A 22,992-nucleotide genomic window follows, 5' to 3' on the forward strand; every position below is an offset into this window, starting at 1 on the left:
AGGCGCTATTATGACAGCCACTATCCAGAGTGACAAGTTCTTTTTCGTTTGTCATGCCCCTATAATATCCGCATGGATTCTATCGAGATAGTTTTGGCAATGCTGCTGGCCGTGATCGCCAGCGCTTACATGAAGCGGATACTTTCCGGCATTCCCCTGCCCCTGGTGCAGATCGGTCTTGGCGCCAGCATTGCCGCATGGTCGGGCCACGGCATCCAGCTCGACCCGGAGTTGTTCTTCCTGCTGTTCATCCCGCCGCTGCTGTTCCTCGATGGCTGGCGCATCCCGAACACGGGCCTGTTCCGCGACCGCGTCGTGATCCTTGAACTCGCCCTCGGCCTGGTGATCTTCACCGTGCTCGGCGCCGGCTACCTGATTCACTGGATGATCCCCGCCATGCCGCTGCCGGTGGCATTTGCGCTGGCGGCAATCCTGTCGCCAACCGACCCGGTTGCCGTCGGCTCGATCGCCTCGCGCGCACCGATCCCGAAACGCCTGATGCACATCCTGGAAGGCGAAGCGCTGTTGAACGACGCCAGCGGCCTGGTGTGCTTCCGCTTTGCCGTGGCGGCCGCACTGACCGGCTCCTTCTCGCTGGCCAACGCTTCGCTGACCTTTGTCTGGCTGGCAGCGGCAGGCATCGCGACGGGTGTTGCCGTGACCGGCGCCATCGCATGGCTGCAGGGCCGGCTGACCACGCGCTACGGCGAGCCTGCCGGCTCGCCAATCCTGGTCAGCCTGCTGATTCCATTTGGCGCCTACCTGGTCGCCGAGCGCCTGCATGCTTCCGGCATCCTGGCCGCCGTGGCGGCGGGCATCACCATGAGTTATGTGGAGCTGGGCGGCCAGGCACTGGCCGCAACCCGCATCCAGCGCACCGCCGTATGGGACACGGTGCAGTTCACGCTGAACGGTGTGATGTTCGTGCTGCTCGGCGAGCAGTTGCCTGACATCCTGCGCGGCGCCAGCGAGTCGCTGGAGCAGAGCGGCCATATCAATCCATGGTGGCTGGTGCTGTATGCCTTCGCCATCAGCTTCGGCTTGATTGCGCTGCGCTTTGCCTGGGTGTGGGCAACGCTGCGCGTGACCCTGTATCGCCGCAGCCGGCGCGCCTCCCCGGCGCAAGGCGGCAAGCCGCACTGGCGCCTGCTGCTGGCAACTGCGCTGGCCGGTGCGCGCGGTGCGATCACACTGGCCGGCGTGCTGACCTTGCCACTGTTCATGCCGAACGGCGATCCTTTCCCGGCGCGCGACCTGACCATTTTGCTGGCCAGCTCGGTGATCCTGATTTCCCTGCTGGCGGCAAGTGTCGGTTTGCCGCGCCTGTTGGGCAGCATGCGCTTGCCGGAAGAGCCGGCAGAGCGGCAGCAGGAAGATATGGCGCGGCGCCAGGCAGCATCGGCGGCGATCGCAGCCATCGAGCGCGCCGAACTGGCGTTGGCCGACGCCCACCATCCCGACGTGCTGCCGCAAGCGGCGGCGCGCGTAATCGCGCTGTACGAGTACCGCCTGAATGTGGCCTGGTCGGCGGAAGACCAGAACAAGGAACACTTCCGCAAGCTGGACCGCGCCGAGCGCGAACTGCGCCTTGCCGCCATGGTGGCCGAACGCCAGGCTATCTTCGACCTGGCGCGCCACCACACCATTTCCGACGAAACGGCACGCAAGCTGGTGCGCGAGATTGACCTCGTCGAAGCACGCCACCAGAAGAAATGAACCGGCGCGCCACCCTTTCACTCGCTGGCGCGTGGCTGCTGTTCTGGGCCCTGATGGTGGCGACGGCGATCCAGGACTTCCTGCGCCATGACGACCATGGGCCGCTGTGGCAACCCATCCTGTGGGAGTCGTCGTCGATGGTCGTGGCCTCCCTGCTGCTGGCGATGCAAAGGCTTGCCACGCGGCGCCATGACACCCTGCTGGCAACTCCCGCGCCCTGGTTTGCACGGCAGGCTCTATGGCTGCCGGTATGGTGGATACTGTTTACGCCGTTGGCGTTTGGCATCCGGCACGGCGTGTACGCCCTGCTGGGCGCGGAGTACCAGCATGAACCCTGGGGCGAGACCTTGCTTTACGAGAACGTGAAGATTTCGGTCTTCGTCATTATTTTTACCCTGATTACCTTTGGCGTGCTGTCGTATCGCGCCGCCGAACAAGCCAATGCCAACTGGCGGACGGCCCAGCTGCACCAGCTTACGCAGCAGATGCAGCCGCATTTCCTGTTCAACGCGCTGAACACCATTTCTTCGCTGATGCACACCGACGTCGAACGCGCCGATGCGACGCTGGTGCAGTTGGCCGATGTCCTGCGCGCGACGCTGGACGTCAGCGGCCAGCAGCAGGCGCCATTGTCGACCGAACTTCGCCTGTTGCGCGGTTATGCGCGGCTGATGGAGGAGCGCTTTGCGGACCGCGTGCAGATCGTCTGGGAAATTGATGCGGCCTGCAGCGATTGCCTGGTGCCGGTGATGAGCATGCAGCCTTTGCTGGAAAACGTCTTCAAGCACACCGTCGAACGGCGTCGCGGCGTGACGAAGATCGCCATCAGCGCGAAACGCGATAGCGGTGCTTTGCTGCTCACAGTCAGCGACGATGCCGGGCACCTCGCTGCGCACGGCACCGATAGCGGCGTTGCGGTAAGCGGTATCGGTGTGCGTAACTTGCGCGAAAGGCTGCAAGCACTGCACGGCGAACAGGCGACGCTTCAGTTGCGGCAGCTCGCACCTGCTGGCGTGCGCGCTCAAATGAGGTTGCCATGCGTATCCTGATCGTTGACGACGAGCGCCCTGCGCGCGACAAGCTGCGCCGCATGCTGGCGCAGGAGGCGGACGTCACCGCCATCGAGGAGGCACGCGATGGCGTGGAGGCGCTGGAGCAAGCCGCCAGCTTCGCACCTGACGCCATTTTCCTCGACGTGCAGATGCCAGAAGTCAGCGGCCTGGAAGTGGCCGCCTCCCTGCCCCATCCGGCGCCGCTGATCGTGTTTGCCACCGCCTTCGATGAATACGCCGTGCCGGCCTTCGATGCCAACGCCATCGACTACCTGCTGAAGCCCTTTGACTCTGCCCGCCTGCAACGCGCCATGCAGCGCCTGCGTGAACGCCTGGCAAGCCGCGCAGTGCAAGGGGAGCGCGCTCCGGGCGCCATCGGCCTGCCGCTTCAGCAGCTGCTGGTCAGCGAGCGCGGCGGCACCCGCGTGGTCCCCGTCGCCGACATCCAATGGCTGGAGACAGCCGACAATTACGTGGTGCTGCACACCTCACAGGGCACCCCGCTGTTGCGCCAGACCCTGACCGACCTGCTGGACAGCCTGGGCAAGCAATTCGTGCGCTGCCACCGCCGCGCCGCCGTCCGGCTATCCCTCATCGACAAGATCGACCTGGAAGGCCGACTGGTCCTGCGCGACGGCGCCCTCGTGCCGCTTGGGCGCAACTTCAAGGCAGCCATACTGGAGGCCCTCACCCATCGGCAATCCCGATAACTGCAATCGCCAATTCCCGTTTCCATTTCAAGCGATGAGCCGCGACAATGACCCGGCTCACAACGGAGGGAGAAAGCATGGAACGGGTATTGATCGCCGGCGGCAGCTCCGGCATGGGGTTGGCGCTTGCGGAGCGCCTGCTGCACGAGGATTGCGCGGTGACGATTGCAGGCCGCTCGAGCGCAAAGCTGGCCGGCGCTCGGGAGAAACTGCAGAACGCGCCGCAGCTCGCAACCGTCGCAGCAGACATCACACAGGAGGATCAGCTTGCCAACATGTTTGCGCAATGCGGCCCGTTCGATCACATCGTCTGCACCGCGGCAGACATCGGCGGCGCATACCAGCTCTTGCCGGACATCGATATCGCAGTGATGCGCAAGGCAATGGATTCCAAACTGGTCGGCCCGCTCTTGCTGGCCAAATACGGCGCGCCCTCGCTGCCAGCCTCCGGCAGTATCACCTTCACCTCAGGCATCGCCTGGTGCCGGCCAGCGGCACGCGGCTCGGTGGTGGCCGCGATCAACGGCGGGCTTAACTCGCTCACCTACGCACTGGCGGTGGAACTGGCGCCCATCCGCGTCAATGCAGTTTCGCCTGGCTGGGTCGACTCGCCGATCTGGGAATTTGTCGCCGGCGATGCAAAGGCCGGCATGCTCGAAGGCATGGCAAAGAAGTTACCGGTTGGGCGCGTCGGCAGCGTCGGCGACATTGCCGACGCGATCTGCTTCCTCATGCGCAACCGCTTCGCCACCGGCAGCGTATTGCATGTCGACGGTGGACACCGGATGGTGTAGGCCGAGGCCTTTCTGCCGGACCGCATCCTGGAACCGGCGCAAGGCAGGCGGCAATTGCCTTGGCCGCCAGGCCATATGGATGCCGACGCGCCCGGTGCCATCCTCCCATGGCAACGCAACGATCCCTGCATCAAGCCCCGCAAAGGCCAGCCGTGGCATCAACGCACAACCGAACCGGGCGCGAACCATGCTCACTATCGCGCCCAGGCTGCCGTATTCACCAGCCACTTGCGGCAACGGGAATCCTCGCGTCGAGAACGCGCTGTCAAACATGCCGCGATAGGCGCACCCCTGCGCCGTCACCAGGAAGCGTTCGCCCGCAACATGCTGCGGCCCGACGCTGGCTAACTCGCCAAGCACGTGACCGGCCGGCACCAACAATGCCAACTCGTCCGAACCGACGCACTCGCTGTGCAGGCCGCTGTCAGGCGGCGGCTGCGTGAAAGTGAAACAGAGGTCCAGCGAGCCATCCCGCACCGCTTCGCGCAGCGCGCCAGTGCCTGCCACCTGCAAATCAAGCTGCAGCCCGGGATGCCTGCCCTGAAAGTCGGCCAGCATCGGCGCCAGCCAATGCGCGCACAAGGTTTCCAGCGCCCCAATCGTCAAGCTGCCCCGCAGCTCCGTATCGCCGGCCACAATGGCGCGCGCATCGGCTGCCAGCGCCAACAGGGACTCGGCATATTCCACCAGCTTTCCGCCCGCATCGGTGAGAGCCAACTTACGCTGCGAACGCTCGAACAGCGCCACGCCTAAATCCGCCTCCAGCGCCTGGATCTGTTCGGTCACGCTGGACTGTGCGAGATGGACCTTCTGCCCCGCCCTGGTGAAGCTGAGCGTGGAAGCCACCGCAAGAAAAGTTCGTAAATGTTTGAGCTGCATGCTCCGCATTATCGCCGAGATCCCGCATGAAAATCGTTTGAACTTTTGGTAGGCCTGCCTGTCCATACCAGACTAACCAGGGAGACCATCATGCCAGAACAAAAACTGCTTGCAACCTTGCTGCACATTTCCGACCTGCACATCGGAAGCCTTGATCCAAGCACAGGCGATGCCACCATCAGCCAGGCCGTGCAATTCGGCCTGGATAACTTTCCCATATTCGATGGACTGCTCGGGCATCACGCCACTGGCCTGCGCGCCCTCGCAGAATTTGTCGAGAAACTGCGCGCCAGCGACGAACAATTCCAGATTCTTGTCACCGGCGACCTGAGTCGCAACGGCGATGCGCATGAACTCGCACTGGCACGCCGATTCTTTGAAAGCGAAATCGACATTCTTCCACCCAACGGCGATTATGTCGGCCTGCATGCCGCCGGAAAAATCATCACAATTCCTGGGAATCACGATCACTGGGCAGGAATACCGGTACCGATAGGTGCGACTCCGTCCAACTTTTACCACTACTTCATTGGTGCCCTTCCCGCCACGCGCAGCCTCCCGCTCGGAAATCTGGGCCATGAGCTAACCTTGATTGAACTTGATTCGGATGCCGACATTCGCCCCAATTCCATCCAGCGCAGCTATGCACGAGGCAGCTTCCGCTCGCAATTGCAGTTGCTTGACGCCATGCTTGAACCACGCAAAGCACGTGAAGTCCGCGTACTGGTCATCCACCATGCACAGACATGGACAGGATTCAGCCTGGCCATAGCCCACGCTACGAAGCAGGCCCTGGATCAGTTCCTGCAACAGCACGAAATTGCCGTGATCTTGTGCGGCCACACGCACAAAGCCTCCGTGCGGCGCCACTATGCCGGCGCCAGGGAGTGCTGGGAATGCGGTGCGGGTTCAACGACACAATTTGATGCCGTTCCCCGCAAATGGCGCGTCAGGCTGCGCAAACCGGACAGCGTCAACCTCGAGCCGAATGCCTTGATGCTCCACCGCATCTTCGCCGTTGATGGCAGGCTCGAGTGGGCAACGACAACCTACCACCGTTCAGCAACGGGCTTCACTGCCGTTCATGCCCCGCACGAGTTCGCGTTGCAATAGCGCCGAACCTTGTGCCAGGTCGCGTTGGTTGGCGCACCAGCGCTGGACCAGCACGTCCTGCGCGAGAAGACCTTCCGGACGCGCCGTTTCCGGCATTTGGGAAAACGTGTTCGCGCCCAGGTAGCAATAACCGCCAACCAGCAGGGGCGATGCCTGCAACATGCAGAAAAGGCTGCGGGCAAGCGCCGGCACCCGTTCCAGTTCCAGGTCGAGCGTCCCTGCAACGGTTCCGTTCAATAGCGCCTGGCTGATTGCTACACTGCTGCCCTTATGCTTGACGACGATGTCGGTGTCTGCGCTTTTGCGGGCTACCGATCCGTCTCCGGCGCGCCGAACGGAGCGGTTGAACAGCAATTCAATTTCATGCAAAGCCTCGCACACCATGCCGGGCGTCAGGCCGTATTTCAACAGTCGTTCGCCGGCAGGATCGCCACTTCTGCAAGAGGCATGGTACTGGCGTAAGTGCGGCACCAGGTCAGGCGGCAGTTTGCCGACACCCATGAGCGCGAGTTCCCACTGGCCAAGCCCGGACGGTGGGCGCATTTCATCCAGCTTTTCAAGCAATGCTGCCCAGGCATCAGCAATCACCTGCTGCTCGCCATTGAGTATGGCTGCTATCGATGGCTGGAGTTCCTCAGTTTCAGCATTCTGCAGTTCGCCGCTACTCAACGCTGCATACACACTTGCAAGCCATTCCGGATGTTCAGCCAGCGCGGCGCACTCGCCAGGATCAAGCAACAAGTCCTCCTGCTCCAGCGCCAGGCGGATCTGCTGCGCGTGCGTGCGCAAGCTCTCCAGTGCGTCGCTATCATCAAATGCGCTGAGTGCTTTCTTGAGTATATCGATTTCCGGCATGATCTTTCTCCCCTGGCGATCAGGCTGCGCGGCACGCCGTACTGAATTCAGCAGTGCTTGTGCAAAGCGTGCCTTGGCCTGGTTCACCTGTTCGGTTGACATTCCGAGTTCGGCGGCCACAGTGCGTGGCGCCTGGTCCATGACCCAGACCCGGTAAGCGATGTCGGCATCGGTCGATTGCGGCCGTGCCTCGATCAATTGCAACGCGACCCGGCTGACCGTGGCAGCCAGTTGGTCGCGCAAGCGATAGCGCGTGAGATGATGTTTCTCCGCAAGTTCGCGCTCGCCGGGCCCATAGTCCGACAGGAAGTCGGCCAGTAGTGCCTGCTCGGCTTCGGGCAGTAGTGCAATGGCAGCCTTGAGCTGGGCGATTTGCTGTTTCATTTCTACAGCCTCCAACGGCAAGGGATCGGCTGCGGCCAGGTCGAGGCATTCTTCAATGTCGACGGCACGCGAACGCAGCCGGTGCAACTTTATCTGCCGGCGGCGGCCAAAGCGGTAAAAGGCGGTGGCGAGATAGGGGGCGAAATCGCCCTTGGCCGAGTCAAAGCGGCTATTGAGCGGTTCCCATTCAAGGAAAAAGTCATGGATCAGGTCGCGGGCGTCGTGCGGCTGGATGTGATAGCCATCGCGTACCAGCTTGCTCAGCACGCGCCACAGCAGCGGCTCGTACTCGAGGAAATCCCTGGGGGACGCCAACGCACTCATCAATATCTCCAATCGGGGCACTCAATACAGTCATATTGCACGGTGCCGGCCGGCTGGTTGAAATCTGCGTCAATGAATACGTTCGCCCCTGCCAAATGCTGTTCGCCACCTATTGCTGGCTTGGCAAGACCGGTGTCCTTAAGCTGGATTCATGTCCAACCCTGCTTGCCAAACCATCATGCAAAACCAACGCCTGTATTTCCTCGACTGGCTGCGCATTTGCGCATTCTTCCTGCTCGTGCTGTACCACACCGGCATGTATTACGTGACCTGGGACTGGCATGTCAAAGCCCCCCACCCCAGCACCGCCATCGAACCGCTGATGCTGCTGTCCTCACCCTGGCGCATGTGCCTGCTGTTCCTGATTGGCGGCGCAGCAGCGGCTTTCCTGCTCGACAAACTGGGCGGCAAGGGCCTGGCCAAGGAACGCAGCAAACGCCTGCTGGTTCCGCTTATCTTCGGCATGTTCTTCATCGTGCCGCCCCAATCCTACTTTGAAGTGGTGTCGGACGTCGCCTACCAGGGCAGCTACTTCGACTTCATGCAGCTCTATGTGCGCGCCTTTCACGGCTTCTGCGACAACAATGGCTGCCTCGACTTGCCGACCTGGAACCACCTCTGGTTCCTGCCCTATTTGTGGATCTACACCCTGCTGCTGGCAGTCATCGGCAGCCTGCGCATACAAGCCATGGGCGCCTGGCTGCTGCGCCAGCTGCAGGGCTGGAAGCTGTTTGTCCTGCCGGTGGCATTCCTGGCTGTCGGCCGCATCCTGCTGTTGCCGCATTGGCCGCATACCCATAACCTGACGTCCGACTGGCATAACCATGCGATGAGCCTGCCTTACTTCCTGCTGGGTGCGGCCATGGCACGCCGCGGTGAATTCTGGCAGCGACTGGAAAACGTGCGTTTTGCCGCGCTGGGATTCTTCCTCGCGAGCTGGGCATCCATCATCTTCTATTACGCATCGGGCGACACCTACAAGGACTGGCTGCCGCTGGCACGCGTCGTCTACGCACTGTGCCAATGGAGCGCCATCATCGCTGTGTGCGGTTTCGGCCATCGCCACCTGAATTTCGACAGCGCCAAGCGCCGCTACCTGACCCAGGCAGTGTTCCCGGTCTACATCCTGCACCAGACGTTGATCATCTGCCTGGCGATGGCACTGCGCGCGGCCAATCTGGCGCCCGCGACCGAAGGCGCACTGATCGTGGTGCTGACGCTGGCCATCAGCTTCGGAGTATTTGAGGTAGTGCGCCGGGTGCCGCTGCTGCAGCCGCTGTTCGGCGTGGGGAAAGCGGCAGGCACGACGCCTGCCGCCAAGGATGGATTAGTTCAGCACCTTGCGTGAGCGCTTGGCGCGGTACATCTCGGCATCGGCTATCGCGAGGGCTTCCTCCAGGTCGATGCCGGGCTTGCGCATTGCCATGCCGATCGAAGCCCGCACATCGTAACCGGCCAGCGTTTCCTGCACCCGCAGCAGCATGGCCTGGGCGTCGAAATAGTCGCACTCGACCATCAGCATTGCGAACTCGTCGCCGCCCATGCGCGCTACCACGTCGGAACCGCGCGTGACTTCCTTCAGTGCCTTGCTGCAACGGATCAACAGGGCATCGCCGGAGGCATAGCCCTGGGTATCGTTATAGAACCTGAGATCGTCCAGATCGATTGACACCACGCAGGCCGGGTGCCCATAGCGACGGCAACGCTCATCCTCGCGCACCATCAGCATGTCCCAGCCGCGCCGGTTGTACAGGCCGGTCAGTTCATCGCGCGTGATATCGACGTCCATCCGCTCGGCCTTGCGCACCGCTTCGGTACCGGCCAGCTCGGCTTCCAGCAAGCCGCCCAGCAGCTCGCCCATCAGTACGATCATGTCCTTGTCTTCCCGGATGCGCTCCGGTTGCGGCTCGGGATCGATGGCACACAAGGTGCCGAACAGGGTGCCGTCGGCGCGCCGCAGCGGCACGCCCACATAGGCGCCGATGGTGATCTTGTCGGTAATCGGGGACTGGGCATAGGCCGGCTCGCTCGCCACGTCGGGCGCGATGTGCGGACCCTGCCCTTCGACCATGCGTGAACACAAAGTTTCCGCCCAACTATAAACCTGTCCTGCCTTCACGCCATAACCATGGTCGTCGGCGAACAGGACGATCCAGTCTTTCCCGTCGGTACGGGTGACCATCCACAATTTGAAGCCCAGGCGCTGCCGAAGGAATTGCATGGTGGCCTTGGAAGCGGCCGCAAAATCGTTCATCATTGCTTGCCTCATCAATAGCTGGTTCCGGCACGGAGTTGAAGTGTCATTATGCACCGGTCGGAGTAGACTTGACAGCGCTAATTTACCTGGAGACTCACACGATGACCCGCCTGACCGCCAAGGACTTTGAACCGGAAGTACTGGAGCTGTTCGACAAATACGTGCATGGCCAGTTAAGCCGCCGCGATTTCATCGCATCGGCAACACGCTATGCGGTGGCCGGCGCGACCGGCGCCAGCCTGTTGGCGACACTGGCGCCCAGCTTTGCCGCGCCGCTGGTAGCGGCCGACGACACGCGCCTCAAGGCTGGCTACGCGGAGTATCCCTCACCTCAAGGCTACGGCAAGCTGCGCGGCTACCTGGTGCAGCCGGCCGCGGCCAAGGGCAAGCTGCCCGCTGTGCTGGTGGTGCATGAGAATCGCGGCCTGAACCCGCATATCGAGGACATCACGCGCCGCCTGGCGCTCGATGGCTTCCTGGCCTTTGCACCGGATGCCCTGTTACCGCTGGGCGGCTATCCCGGCGATGAGGACAAGGCGCGCGAACTGTTCTCCAAACTGGACCAGGCCAAGACCCGCGCCGATTTCCTGGCGGCGGTGCAAATCCTCAAGTCGCACCCCAGCGCAACAGGCAAGGTCGGCGTGGTGGGTTTCTGTTATGGCGGCGGCATGGCCAATTACCTCGCGACCATGGTGCCTGACCTGGCGGCGGCCGTGCCCTTCTACGGCGCCCAGCCGCCGGCTGCCGATGTGCCCAAGATCAAGTCGCCCCTGCTGGTGCACGATGCCGGCAACGATGCGCGCATCCTGGCCGGCTGGCCGGCATACGAGGCTGCGCTGAAGGCAGCCGGGAAGGCGTACCAGCACTTCGTCTATCCCGGCGTCGAGCATGGCTTCAATAATGACACCACGCCGCGCTATGACGAAGCCGCCGCCAGGCAGGCCTGGCAGCGCACCGTGGACTTCCTGCGCGCGAACGTCGCTACTTCGTAAAGGTCAGCGTATAGGCGGACGCTCCCGGCAACAGGGGCGTGGCCTTGCCTGCGACCCAGTCGGCATGGCCGGCCAGGAAGAATGGCGACAGAGGGTGGCCGCTCTGGCCGCCCGGCATATTGAACAGGCCCTGTTCCTCGCGCCCCGGCGACACCGTCATGCGCTCGGACTGGCCGAAAGCCGGGCCGGCCACGCGCGGCATATTGCTGTCGCCCGGAAGCTGGTCGGGCGGCACGCTGAGCCACTTCTTCAGCATCGGTAGCGCGCCCGCAATCGGGTGTGCAATCTTCGCCGTGTTGCGCGCCCCCCAAGTGGCGGAAGCCAGCGGCTTGCCGCCGGCCGCCAGGTGTTCGATGGTGCGGTCCAGCGCTGCCAGTTGCAGCGCCTTCCAGTCTGCATACCCCGGCGGCAGCCAGCCGCCCGGCTGTTCATCCAGCAGGCGTCCCAGCACAACCGGCCAGCGGCTGGACGCGGCGCGCATATTGGCATCCTTGTCCAGCTTGGCCAACTCGATATTGGCGCCGCCATACAGCAGCTCATATAAGGACCACATAAAGGCCCGGCTGGCGCGGTATGCCACCGAATCCACGCTGGCGTGGCCGTTCCAGTTGTCCTTTAACAGGTGTGCCAGCTCGGCGCGCTGCGGCTTGCCTTTCACGGCTTCCGCATCCAGCACGGCCAGGGCGCGCTCACGCCACTGCGAAATGAACAGCGCGCGGTCGTCCAGCATCACGCTGTACACGCCCTTCTCGTCGGTCTTGTCGCCCAGCGCTGCCAACGCGTCGCGCGCCTGTTTGGCGCGGGCGCCCATATCGAAGCCGCCGTCGCCCAGCCTGACGGAATCGGCGCCCAGCAACTGGCGGCTGTTGGCGGTGACCAGCTGGCCGCCGGCCGGATTGCGCACCGATGGATACCCGCCCGCCGGCAGCAAGCCTTGCCAGCCGCGCGTGCTGCCATTGGCCGACAGCGGGTAGCTGGCATCGACCGGCGTGGCAGGCCGTTGCGGCAGCGGGCCGACGATGGTCCATCCGATATTCCCGTCGCTGTCGCCTGCCACCAGGTTCTGCGCCGGCATGCCGACTTTCGGCGCCAGTGCCAGCGCGTCGGCAACGGTGTCCACTTCCTCCATATGCCGGATCGCCAGGTTCACCGCCTTCACATCATGCGCCACCCAGTGCACCGCATATTCGCGGCCGCCGGACAGCATGATCGGGCCCAGCGAAGTCTCGCGCACCTTCATGGTGACGGCCGGCTGGCCCTTGACCAGGATGGTCTCATCATGCACCACCGGCGTTTCCCAGCCGCCCGGCAGCTTGGCCTGGCCTGGCCTGTCCCTGGCCGTAGCAACTTCCACCAGGTCGACATAGTCGCCATAGCTGTTGGTGAAGCCCCAGGCCACATTGCCGTTGCTGCCCGCCACCACGGCCGGCACTCCGGGAATGCTGACGCCGACGATGCGGCGCGTGCTGCCATGCTGGCCCGGCACTTGCAACAACAGCCGGTACCAGGTGTTCGCCAGCTTGATCCCCAGGTGCATATCGTCGGAAACGATAGCCCCGCCACTGGCGCTGCGCTTGCCGGACACAGCCCAGTTATTGCTGCCCACGCCGTCGACAAATGCTGCGGCAGCCAGCGTTGCCGGCTCCCTGGCCACGCCCTTGCCCCACCAGTCCGGCGCGCGGGCCGGAATTGGCGCGTCAGGCGCCGGTGGGCTGGCAGCATCCAGCGGTGCATCCCACTGCGTGCTGGCCGGCAGCAGGAAGGCCAGCTGCTCGGCATTGGCGTGCTCCTTCAGCCAGCCACGCGCCAGTTCGCGGCCGATGCCTGTCACTTGCAGATCAATATACATCGCCCAGGCCACCAGGAAGGAGTCTTCCAGCGCCCACGCACGCGGACCGACGCCCACCAGGCCATATTCAAAGGGCCGGTTGCCGAGCGCGTTCAGGCCCTCGTTGACGCCCGCGGTATAGCGCTCCAGCAGTTGGCGGTCGGCAGGCGGCATGGCTGCGATCGCCTGCGCGGCGCGGGCGCGAAAACGGTGCAGGCGGTTGATGCGGTCGGTCTCCAGCGCCTTTTCGCCAAACAATTCGGACAGCTCGCCGGCCGGCATGCGGCGCAGCAGGTCCATCTGGAAGAAGCGGTCCTGGGCATGCACGAAGCCGGTTGCATACGCCACGTCGTTACGGTCGCCGCCGGAGATGGAAGGAACGCCCTTGGCGTCGCGGCTCACCGTCACGCTGCCGGCAAGGCCGGCCGCAGTGCGCCGGCCATCGAGCTGGGCCAGGCTGCCGCGCAGGAAGAACCAGAGTCCCAGCGCCAGTACCAGCAGCAGCGCAAAAAATGCGAGGACAAGACGTTTCAGCCATAACTTCGCCATCGGCACCCCCATTCTTATACTGTTGCGTCAAATCTTGCCAGAAATCCAAAAGGAACGGCAGGGAAATTGTTTAACCGTGCTAAAGCGGCCCGCATGATTCCCCCGCCACGCCATCACGCGCGCCGGAATCATGGTGGTGGCCGACGCCCTGCTGGACGCTTTCGCTGCGCTGTCCGGCACCTAGGTACCGGTCGGCGCATGGCCATCGCCGCCATGCATCAGTGCGTGATACCGGAAGGCTTCGCGGATATTGTCGCGCAGCGCCTGGTCATCCCAGGGCTTGGTATAAAAGCGGTAGATTTCGCCGCGGTTGATGGCGCCCAGCACCGACTCCAGTTCGGCATAGCCGGACAGGATGATGCGCACCGTGCCCGGGTAGAGCTTGCGCACCCGGCTCAGGAATTCGGTGCCGTTCATATCCGGCATACGCTGGTCGCTGACCACGACCTGCACCTCGTGGGTGGCCAGCATGGAAAATGCTTCCTGCGCATTGTGCGCGGCCAGGATCTGGTAGCCGTCGCGGCGCAAGAGCCGCATCAGGGACGACAGCACGTTCGGTTCATCGTCGAGCAGCAGCAAGGTGCCCCTGCGCTCGTCCGCCGGGCGCCGTGCCGGCTGGCGCGACTGTTCCTGTTGCAGCAGCGTGGCGAAAACGTCCGGCATGATCGGATGGCTCAGGTGGTAGCCCTGCGCTTCGTCGCAGTTATAACGCTGCAGGTAGGCCAGTTGCCCTTCGGATTCCACACCTTCGGCGATGATGCGGAAGTCCAGGCTGTGTCCCAGCGAAATCACCGAGCGCACAATGGCTGCCACCGTCGGGTCGCCCAGCATATCGCGCACGAAGGACTGGTCGATCTTCAGGTAATCGATGGGGAACAGCTTGAGGTAGGCCAGGCTGGAATAGCCGGTGCCGAAATCATCGATCGAAATCCCCACCCCGACTTTCTTCAGGCGCTGCACCGTGACCACCGCCTCGTCAGCATTCTGCATCATCATGCTCTCTGTCAGCTCGAGTTCAAGGTACTGTGCCTGCAGGCCGGTACTGCGCAATGCTTCCACTACTTCGTCGGCCAGGTTCTTGTCGCGGAACTGGCGCGCCGAAACGTTGACGGCCACCCTCAGCGGCCGCAGGCCAGCATCCTGCCAGGCCTTGTTCTGGGCGCAGGCAGTGTGGATCACCCAGCGCCCCAGCGCCACGATCAGGCCCGTCTCTTCCGCCACGCCGATGAAGCGGCCGGGCGGGATCAGGCCCATGGTCGGATGGCGCCAGCGCAGCAGCGCCTCGACACCGGAGATCTCGCCGGAGGCCACGTTCATCTTCGGCTGGTAGACCAGGAACATTTCGCCGCGCGCCAAAGCGCCGCGCAGCTCGTTCTCGATGGCGGCGCGCTCCACGATGCGGGCGTGCATCGCCGGCTCGTAGAACTGCACCTGGTTGCGCCCGCTTTCCTTGGCGCGGTACATGGCGATGTCGGCATAGCGCATCAGCAGCTGCGGCTCGCTGCTGTCGGCCGGATACAGGGAGACCCCCATGCTGCAGGTGAGCGTATGCTCCTGCCCTGCCAACTGCATCGGCGCCGACACGCTGTCGATGATCTTGCGCAGCATGGCTTGCGACGGCGTGCTTTCGTGCCCATCCAGCAGCACCAGCACAAATTCGTCGCCGCCCATGCGCGCCACGGTATCGGTGTCGCGCATGCAGCTGCGCAGGCGGGCCGCCACGGTGCGCAGCAGTTCATCGCCGGCTTCGTGGCCCAGGTTGTCGTTCACCAGCTTGAAGTTGTCGAGGTCAAGGAAAGCCACCCATACCGTGTGGCCGTAGCGCTGCGCATAGCTGATCGCTTGCGCCAGGCGGTCGCCGCACAGGTTACGGTTGGGCAGGCCGGTCAACGCGTCATGGTTGGCCTGGTGTTCGAGCTGGGCCTGGTAGTCCATGGTCGCCGTCATATCGGTCAGTACGCAGACCCGGTGCGTGTGCTGGCCTTCGCTGCCGCCGACCGGCGCCACATGGAGCTGCGCCCACCAGCTGCGGCCATCGCGGTGGCGGCCGCGCAGCATCAGCTGCACGTCGCTTTGGCCATGCACCGCTTCATGCAGGGCGGTCTGGGCTGCCGCATCTTCCGGGTCGGCCAGCAGCTGTTCCAGGCTGCGGCCGGCCAGCTCGCCGGCGGCATGGCCGGTCAGCACCGCCAGCGCCGGGTTGGCGTAATCGATGGTATCGCTGCCTGCATGGATGGCGGTGATGGCAATGGCATTGACGCTCGACTCCAGCGCCCGGTTATGCAGCTGCAGCATCAGCTCCACCTGCTTGCGCTCGGAAACATCCTCGATGGTGCCCAGCAGGCCGATGGTCTTGCCGGCCTGGTCGTGCAGCGGCAGCTTGTTGATCAGGAACCAGTGCACGCTGCCATCGGCAAACAGCAAATGGTCTTCGCGGTTCAGGTGCGGCACGCCGCTGTTGATGATCTTCGCATCGTCGGCGCGGATGCGCTCCGCATTGTGCGACCAGGGGAAATCGAAATCGCTCTTGCCCACCACTTCTTCCTGCGACGACAGCCCGGCCGCGCGCAGGAATATGTCGTTGCAGCCGCGGTACAGCAAATCCATGTCCTTCCAGAAGATCTGGTGCGGGATGTGGTCGACCACCAGCTGCGTCATCTCCTGCGATTCATGCAGGGCTTTCTCGACGCGCAGGCGCCGCGTCACGTCATGGGCGAACACGAAGCGCGCCTTGTGCCCCGCCATCAGCAAGGGGTGCGAGGAAATCTCCACCTGGATCAGGCGGCCGTCCTTGCAGCGATGGGTCCATGCGCCCGATTGCTGCGCCGCCGATTGCGGCGAAGTCTCCAGGTCGGCATGCAGCCGCTCCAGTTCATTATCGGGGCGGATATCCTCGATCGTCATGTCGAGGAATTCTTCTTCGCTGTAGCCGTAGATCGCCACCGCCGCCCGGTTGACCACCAGGAAGCGCAGCGTCGCGACGTCGTACACCCACATTGCATGCGGGTGCTGGTCGAACAGACGCTTGAAGCGCAGCCGCGAGCCATAGGAATCGGCTTCCGGCAGCGGCGTGACAAGACAGCGGAAGCATTCGGGCTGGGCGCCATGGCCGGCGTAGTATTCCAGCGCCAGCGAAACCGGTGCGCCATCGCCGCCTTTCTCGCACAGCGCCAGCTCGCCGCGCCAGACGCCGCGCAGCTTGGCCTCGGGCATGGCGTCGTCGCGCAGTTCGGCGGCGGCCCAGCTGCGGAACAGGCCGAACGCCGTCGCCCCGGAGCCGAGCTCATCTGCCAACCGACGCGCATGGGCGTTCGCGGCAAGCAAATTGCCATCGGCATCCATCATAAAAGCCAAGTTGGGGCTGTTTTCATACACCGCGGTGAATGCGTCCAGCCTGGTCCGTCCCGGCGAAGCGAGAGAAGCCCTATCCATGCAACCGATGGTAGCAGAACTATTTTGCTAGCAGCGCCCATCTGAGCGGCAACGCATCTTCCCGCCACACAAGCTGCTGCGGCTGGAATTCCCAGTGCCGTTCCGTTCCGTCCAAGACAACGCGCGCCGTTCCGCTCATCTGCAACAAACCGCCGCTCTCAAAGTCGGGGAACACCAGGCCAGCCCTGCCATTCAGCAGTATGTTACCGAGAGTCGAAAAAAAGCGGTTGCCCTCATAGTCCGGCACCAGCAAGCTTCCAGTGCTGCCGACCTGGACAAAACCCGCCTGGCCGCCGCGGTGCGACACATCCATCCGCATTCCGGCGCCGTCACCGGAATACGTCGCCACAAAAAAAGTCCCGGAACGGCCGATCAGGTCGCGCGCCAGCGCATCGAGCTGCGGCAACTGGCGCGGCGGCAAGCCCGACGGCTCGCCCGGGGTGCGCTCGAAACGATAGTCGCGTTCATGGATGTATTTCGGGCAGTTGCCGAACGATTCCGCGACGGCGATCTCATACTGCTCGCCGCCGAGGGCGCGCAGCCTGCCATTCAAGCGGTTGCGCCGGCGCGTGTGCAGTTCGATGCCGAGCATGCCTACTGCGGCGCCATCGTGCAGGCCGGCTTGCGCCGGATCGTCGTGCTGCGCCGGCAACGTAAGCTGCAGGCGCTGCGGGTCTGGCGAATGCATGAAACCTTCTTCCCCGGCACGCAGCGTGGCCCATGGCCGGCCTTCGGCATCGACGCTGCCGAACACGGCGAACGGCAATTGGGCGAAGAAGTCGCGGTGCTGGTCCGGCATGTAGTTGCGGATCACCTTGCGGCCGATTTCGTCCATCCGTTCCACCGCGCCCAGCGTAGCCTGGATCGCGATTTCGCCGGCGTGCCAGGGCGCGTTCATGCAGCCAGCCCGACCGCTGACTTGATGAAGGGCTGGAAGCGCGGCAGACCTTCCACGCGGGCCAGCCAGGACTTCACGTTGGCGTAGTCCGACAGGTCGACATTGCCTTCCGGTGCGCGCGCAATATAGCTGTACAAGGCGATATCGGCGATGGTCGGCTGTCCGGCAGCGATCCACTCCCTGCCGTCCAGGCTTGCCTCAACCAGGCCGAGGATGCGGTGGGCACGCGCGATGGCGTCGGCCGGATCGACCGGTTTCTTGAACAGGTTGATGATGCGGGCGGTGGCCGGACCGCTGGCGATTTCGCCGGCGGCAACCGACAGCCAGCGCTGCACGGCGGCGGCGCCGACCGGGTCTTGCGGCAGCCAGCCGGTATCGCCATAGCGCGTGGCCAGGTAGACCAGGATGGCGTTGGAGTCGGCGATGACCACGCCGTCGTCCTCCAGCACAGGCACCTGGCCGAACGGGTTCAGCTTGAGGAATGCTTCCGTTTTCTGTTCGGCCTTCATCAGGTCGACTTCGACCAGCTCGAAGTCAAGGCCCAGCAGGGACAGGAACAGGTGGGCGCGGTGGGCGTGGCCGGAAATGGGATGGTAGTACAGCTTCATTGGCTCTCCTTTCAAGTAATGATGAAAGTGTGATCCATGTTGTCGATGATGGGAATCACCGCCGACAGCAATTCACCATTCCACCCAGCGAAATAATGATCAGGGCAGCACCTCGAACAGCAGGAACTGGGTGACCTGGCCCTTGCCGAAATTGTCGTCGCTGGCGAACACCATGGTGGTGTGGCCGTTGGGCAGGCGCGGCCCGAAAGACATTGCTTCCAGGTTGTAGGCGCGTGGCATGGGCTGCTTGCTGAAGTCCAGCACCAGGCGTTTGCGGGCCGGCGTGTACCGCTTGCCTTCAAGGCCAGGCAGCGCTTTCACATCGCTGGCGCCGCGCGCATCGGTGGCATACAGGCGGACGTAATTGGTGTACACGCCGGCGGCATCCTGCACCGTGGCGCGTTCCAGCACCAGCAGTTCGCCATCGGGCAGCGCGAGGATTTCGGAGACGCCGTTTTCCGCTTCCCTGCCCGGCCCCGGTTCGGCGGGGATGGCATCCAGCGGATAGGCGAACTGGCGCAGCACCTGGCCATCGCGCTGGAACTGCGTCATGCGCACCACGGCGCCATGCTGCGGCGTCGGGATCGGGCCGTCTTCATAGAGCGGCCATTCGATGGAAGCCCACAGGCTGCGTCCGTCCGGCGCGAAAGCCAGGCCTTCGAAGGTGGCGTTATAGCGCGAACCGCGCAGTTCATCCTTGTGTACCTTGAAGTTCTCCGGCAAGGGCAGCTCGGCCAGCAGCGCGCCGTCGCGCGTGGCATGGCGGATGAATGGCTCGAGGCCATCGCGGCGATCGCCTTCGCTGGCGTACCACATGCTGCCGTCCAGCGGATCGATACGGATAGATTCCACGTCGGCGCGCGAGCAACCGGCGGCGGCGGCGGCAAAATCCTGGCCGTCGGCATTCAGGAAGTAGTGCAGGCCGGTGAAGCGCAGCGAGCGGAATGCGGTGGCGTCGAAATCCAGTTCGGCGTCGTAATAGCGTGCCGGGCTGCGGGTGCAGCGGTCATCGCTTTCGATCAGCCAGCGGCCGCTCGCCGGGTCGTAATCAAGCCCGGAGAAACCACCCAGCATGGTGTCGCCGAACATGGCGTGGTGCGCAACGCGCAGTTCGCCGATAAAGCGCAGCGCACTGACCGAAGAAACCGTGGAAACTGGCGCACGCTGTCCGGTCGGCGCGCAGGCAGCCAACGCCGCTCCCGCCGCCAGCGCGGCCAGGTAAGGAATCAAGCGCATCATGCGTGGTGCAGGCGCTTGTGCATGCAGCGCAAGCCGAACCACATGCCGAGCGCCACCACCGGCACCATGACGCCCATCAGCAGTTCAGGATTGACGCCCACGCCCAGCACCTTCGCGCCTTTGGCGGAATAGCCGATCAGGCCCACGACGTAGTAGGAGATTGCCGCCACCGACAGCCCTTCCACCGCCTGCTGCAAACGCAGCTGCTGCGCGGCGCGCGCATTCATCGACTGCAGTATCTTGCGGTTCTGCGCTTCCTGCACGATGCCGACCCGGGTACGCAGCAGGTCGTTGCTATTGGCGATGCGGCCGGCCAGGGCCTGCTGGCGCGCAGCCACGGCCTCGCACGTCTTCATGGCGGGCGCCAGGCGGCGCTCCATGAATTCCTCCACCGTAGGCGTGCCTTCAATGCGCAGCTCGCGCAGCTCGTCGATGCGGGCGTTGACCAGGCCGAAATAGGCCTTGGATGCGGCAAAGCGGTAGCTGGTGTCGGCCGAGACCTTCTCGATGCGCGCTGCCAGGTGGGTAATGCGGTCGAGCAGGTCCTGCTCGGTGGAGCCGTCATCAACCTTGCCGTCCGCTTCGACCAGGGCGCCGGCCAGGGTCGCCAGTTCGCCCTCCACCTCATTCAGTTCCGGCGTCGCGTCCTGTGCAACCGGCAGGCCAAGCAGGGCCATCATGCGATAGGTTTCGATCTCCAGCACGCGCTGCACCAGGCGGCCCGACTGCTGTTCGTGCATGCCCGCATCGCAGATCACGAAGCGGCTGAAGCCATCGGCGTGGATGGCGAAGTCGGTCCACATTTCGCCGCCGTTGATCACCTGGCTGCCCGCCAGCGGCGCCCCCTGGAACAGGCGCTGCAGGCTTTCGGCGAACGCATGCTGCATGCCGCCCGGGCGCCCCAGCAGGACGTGCGCCGCCACCAGCACCCTGCCCTGAAGTTTCAGCAGCCATTGTTCCGGCAGGTGGCGCGAAGGCATATTGCTGAAGGCCTCCTCCGGCAGCGGCATGCTGGCCACGGTTTCGGCAAAGGTGAAGGTGGCGAATTCGGTGTGCAGCTCCCATTTCAGGCGGAAGCGGCCGAAATCATGGGTAAAGTATTTCCCGCCTGCCGCCGGTGCCGCCACGCCGAAATGGCCACACAGTTCCGCCAGCAACTCCTGCTGTTCCTGTTCGCCCATGATGGCGAAATGGGTCAGCAGGGTTGGCGCATCCAGTTTCAGGAAGGGGCGCGAGTGGATTTCGGCAGCGAGGGGCACGCGCTGCACGTGGTTCAGGCTGGAAAACACGATACTCATTGGGCTGGACTCGATTTTGAGGGAGTCCAGATATTAACATTGTATTTACGGTAAGCCCGGCGGCAGGCCCTGGGCCTGGGCGCTGAAGCGCAGCACGATTTTGCCGCCGGCTGCCGCCATGACCGGCTCCAGCCACAGGTATGGCGCCGGCTCGCCAGTTCCCAGGCGCAGGCTATCGGCATCGGTAGCCACCTCCAGCAAACGCCCACTGGCCGTATCGAACAAGCGCAGCGCAACTTCCCCGTTGATGCGTTTGCCAAGCAGGTAGCGCGCTTGCCCCGGCAATTCGGCCAGCGGGCGCGCCAGGCGGAAATCCCAGCGGGTGCCGGCGCAGTCCTGTTCGTGCCTGCCGGCGGGAGCGACGCGCTCCGCGCTGACTGTCAGCAACTGGCGCAGCCCCTCGCCCTCGCCGGCCATATTGAACGCCGTGTGCAGGCATATCGAGGCCGGTGCCGCGGCAGGCGCCTGGCAATGCAGCGAAAGACCATTCGCTTCGTCCAGGACATAGGTCGCAAGCACCGCATGCGGCCCGGGACTGACCAGGCGCAGGCCGACGCTGGCGTCTTCCACCAGCGCTACTGCGTGCCAGGGCAGCCGGTGCAGGGCATGCCCGGGCGCTGGCAGCAAATGGATGCCATTTTCCGGCGCCCTGCCATGCACGACGTTGGCCAGGCGGCCATTCCGGTCAGGTGCATTGATCTTTACAATCGCACCGCCCAAGGTACTGATCTGGACTTCCATGCCATGGCGATTACACAGCGCAAAAATGAACACCGGCAACCCCTCTGCCGTATGCCCCGCGTCCTGCTGCGTAATACTTAGTTCCATCTTCTAAGTATATTCAGCCGGCTGGGATTTGATAAAATGAGTGTTTATTTCCCGTCGGCAAAATAAATAAATGCAGGCATCGCAAATTTCCTCTCGTACAGCCCTTGCGCTAGGGGCCGCGCTATTAATTGCGTGCTTTTCAGCGCAGGCCGATGAGGTCGCAGAAATCAATAAAATGATGCGCAGCGGGCAGTTGCCAGCCGCTTTAAGCAAGGTTGATGTTGCGTTATCGCAACGGCCCAAAGATGCACAATTGCGATTCATTAAAGGAATGATTTTGTCCGAGCAGGGCAAAACAGCCGATGCAATTAATGTTTTCCAAAAGCTGACGGAAGATTATCCGGAATTACCTGAGCCTTATAACAACCTGGCCGTGCTGCATGCGGCGGCCGGCAATTACGATAAGGCCCGCGTTGCACTGGAGCGCGCGATCCGCACCAACCCCGCTTACGCCACCGCCCACGAAAACCTGGGCGGCGTATATGCCAAGCTGGCCAGCCAGTCTTACGACAAGGCGATGCAATTGGCGGATCCGACCCAGCAGCCGCCGCAGAAAGCCAAACTGGCGATGCTGCGCACCTTGACGCCTAAAGGCGGCGAGGCTGCTTCACCGCTGGCCGCGCTCGCTGCGGCTTCGGTTCCAGCTGCGGCCCCGGCCGCGGCGCCTGCCCCAGTGATCGCGCAGGCGGCGCCGGCTCCTGCTCCAGTCCCGGCCAGGCTGCCTGCGCCGCCGGTGAAGGCGGCACCGGTGCCGCCACCTGCGCCGGCTCCTGTCATTGCCCAGGCCAAGCCGATTCCGACTGCCCCGCCGGCAGCGGCACCGGCCCCGGCGCCGGCGGTACAATTGGCAAAGGCCGCACCGAAAGCTGAGCAAGTCCAGAAAGAAGACGCCGATGGCGCCGATGTCATCAAGGCTGTCGAGAACTGGGCCAAGGCCTGGAGCGCGCAGGACATGAAGGGCTACCTGAATGCCTACGGTGGCAATTTCCAGACGCCGAAGGGCCAGAACCGCAAGGCCTGGGAAGCTGACCGCACCGCCCGCATCGAGGGCAAAGGCCATATCAAGGTGTCCATCGAGGCGCCGCAAGTGACGGTCAAGGGCAATACCGCGACCGTGAAATTCCGCCAGAAGTACGTGTCGGACCGCCTCAGCACCGCCGGACGCAAGACCCTGGTGCTGGAGAAGCAAGGCAGGAACTGGTTAATCAAGCAAGAGCAGTCGGGGAGCTGATGGAG

At 63.7% G+C, this 22,992-nt stretch carries 18 protein-coding genes; 8 read left to right on the plus strand and 10 right to left on the minus strand.

Features of this window, described 5'->3' with window-relative positions; translation table 11 throughout:
- Nucleotides 1-72: 72 nt before the first annotated feature.
- From ASE26_RS23350 to ASE26_RS23365, 4 genes are all read left to right on the plus strand, one after another.
- Nucleotides 73-1,716 carry a Na+/H+ antiporter gene (locus ASE26_RS23350; protein WP_055924928.1) on the plus strand — a complete coding sequence of 548 codons (1,644 nt, stop codon included), beginning with the start codon at nt 73-75 and terminating at the stop codon, nt 1,714-1,716.
- The gene (locus ASE26_RS23355; protein WP_055924930.1) at nt 1,713-2,765 is read left to right on the plus strand and encodes a sensor histidine kinase; all 1,053 of its coding nucleotides are present in this window, start codon (nt 1,713-1,715) and stop codon (nt 2,763-2,765) included. The genes ASE26_RS23350 and ASE26_RS23355 overlap by 4 nt, the downstream gene beginning before the upstream one ends.
- Entirely contained in the window at nt 2,753-3,478 is a 726-nt protein-coding gene (locus tag ASE26_RS23360) for a LytTR family DNA-binding domain-containing protein (protein ID WP_057247023.1), read from the plus strand. The genes ASE26_RS23355 and ASE26_RS23360 overlap by 13 nt, the downstream gene beginning before the upstream one ends.
- Nucleotides 3,479-3,555: 77 nt before the next feature.
- Nucleotides 3,556-4,272 (plus strand): SDR family oxidoreductase, encoded by a 717-nt coding sequence (locus tag ASE26_RS23365; protein WP_229207034.1) that lies wholly within the window; start codon nt 3,556-3,558, stop codon nt 4,270-4,272.
- On the opposite strand, the gene ASE26_RS30235 is transcribed toward ASE26_RS23365, so the two are convergent.
- A complete protein-coding gene (locus ASE26_RS30235) occupies nt 4,153-5,151 on the minus strand; it encodes a LysR family transcriptional regulator (RefSeq protein ID WP_162246526.1) in 999 nt (332 codons plus the stop codon). The genes ASE26_RS23365 and ASE26_RS30235 overlap by 120 nt on opposite strands.
- 90 nt (nt 5,152-5,241) lie before the next feature.
- On the opposite strand from ASE26_RS30235, the gene ASE26_RS30240 reads away from it, so the two are divergent.
- Entirely contained in the window at nt 5,242-6,264 is a 1,023-nt protein-coding gene (locus ASE26_RS30240) for a metallophosphoesterase (protein WP_082507075.1), read from the plus strand.
- Here ASE26_RS30240 and ASE26_RS23385 read toward each other — a convergent pair.
- Complete coding sequence (locus ASE26_RS23385) at nt 6,211-7,827, minus strand: sigma-70 family RNA polymerase sigma factor (protein WP_057247025.1); 1,617 nt, start codon at nt 7,825-7,827, stop codon at nt 6,211-6,213. The two genes, ASE26_RS30240 and ASE26_RS23385, sit on opposite strands and share 54 nt — an antisense overlap.
- Nucleotides 7,828-8,005: 178 nt before the next feature.
- Between ASE26_RS23385 and ASE26_RS23390 the strand changes: the two genes are divergently transcribed.
- Nucleotides 8,006-9,175, plus strand: coding sequence for an acyltransferase family protein (locus ASE26_RS23390; RefSeq protein ID WP_162259198.1), 1,170 nt, complete (start codon nt 8,006-8,008; stop codon nt 9,173-9,175).
- Here the strand turns inward: ASE26_RS23390 and ASE26_RS23395 are convergent.
- Nucleotides 9,155-10,084, minus strand: a complete 930-nt coding sequence (locus ASE26_RS23395) for a sensor domain-containing diguanylate cyclase (RefSeq protein WP_200953745.1) — start codon at nt 10,082-10,084, stop codon at nt 9,155-9,157. The genes ASE26_RS23390 and ASE26_RS23395 overlap by 21 nt on opposite strands.
- Nucleotides 10,085-10,185: 101 nt before the next feature.
- On the opposite strand from ASE26_RS23395, the gene ASE26_RS23400 reads away from it, so the two are divergent.
- Nucleotides 10,186-11,076, plus strand: coding sequence for a dienelactone hydrolase family protein (locus ASE26_RS23400; RefSeq protein ID WP_055924956.1), 891 nt, complete (start codon nt 10,186-10,188; stop codon nt 11,074-11,076).
- Here the strand turns inward: ASE26_RS23400 and ASE26_RS23405 are convergent.
- The 7 genes from ASE26_RS23405 to ASE26_RS23435 form a co-directional block, all read right to left on the minus strand.
- Nucleotides 11,066-13,453 (minus strand): penicillin acylase family protein, encoded by a 2,388-nt coding sequence (locus tag ASE26_RS23405; RefSeq protein ID WP_200960836.1) that lies wholly within the window; start codon nt 13,451-13,453, stop codon nt 11,066-11,068. The genes ASE26_RS23400 and ASE26_RS23405 overlap by 11 nt on opposite strands.
- Nucleotides 13,454-13,633: 180 nt before the next feature.
- Nucleotides 13,634-16,747, minus strand: a complete 3,114-nt coding sequence (locus tag ASE26_RS23410; RefSeq protein WP_229207035.1) for an EAL domain-containing protein — start codon at nt 16,745-16,747, stop codon at nt 13,634-13,636.
- Nucleotides 16,748-16,904: 157 nt separating this feature from the next.
- A complete protein-coding gene (locus ASE26_RS23415) occupies nt 16,905-17,783 on the minus strand; it encodes a pyridoxamine 5'-phosphate oxidase family protein (RefSeq protein ID WP_055924966.1) in 879 nt (292 codons plus the stop codon).
- Nucleotides 17,780-18,391, minus strand: a complete 612-nt coding sequence (locus ASE26_RS23420; protein WP_055924969.1) for a glutathione S-transferase family protein — start codon at nt 18,389-18,391, stop codon at nt 17,780-17,782. The genes ASE26_RS23415 and ASE26_RS23420 overlap by 4 nt, the downstream gene beginning before the upstream one ends.
- Nucleotides 18,392-18,490: 99 nt before the next feature.
- Nucleotides 18,491-19,630 (minus strand): esterase-like activity of phytase family protein, encoded by a 1,140-nt coding sequence (locus ASE26_RS23425; protein WP_057247028.1) that lies wholly within the window; start codon nt 19,628-19,630, stop codon nt 18,491-18,493.
- Nucleotides 19,627-20,928, minus strand: coding sequence for a DUF3422 family protein (locus ASE26_RS23430; RefSeq protein ID WP_057247029.1), 1,302 nt, complete (start codon nt 20,926-20,928; stop codon nt 19,627-19,629). The genes ASE26_RS23425 and ASE26_RS23430 overlap by 4 nt, the downstream gene beginning before the upstream one ends.
- Before the next feature lie 45 nt (nt 20,929-20,973).
- Entirely contained in the window at nt 20,974-21,756 is a 783-nt protein-coding gene (locus ASE26_RS23435) for a hypothetical protein (RefSeq protein WP_082507076.1), read from the minus strand.
- A gap of 70 nt (nt 21,757-21,826) precedes the next feature.
- On the opposite strand from ASE26_RS23435, the gene ASE26_RS23440 reads away from it, so the two are divergent.
- On the plus strand, nt 21,827-22,987 hold the full coding sequence (locus tag ASE26_RS23440; protein ID WP_055924982.1) for a tetratricopeptide repeat protein: 1,161 nt from the start codon (nt 21,827-21,829) through the stop codon (nt 22,985-22,987).
- Nucleotides 22,988-22,992: the final 5 nt, after the last annotated feature.

The organism is Duganella sp. Root198D2 (genome assembly GCF_001428585.1).
GTDB lineage: Bacteria > Pseudomonadota > Gammaproteobacteria > Burkholderiales > Burkholderiaceae_D > Rugamonas.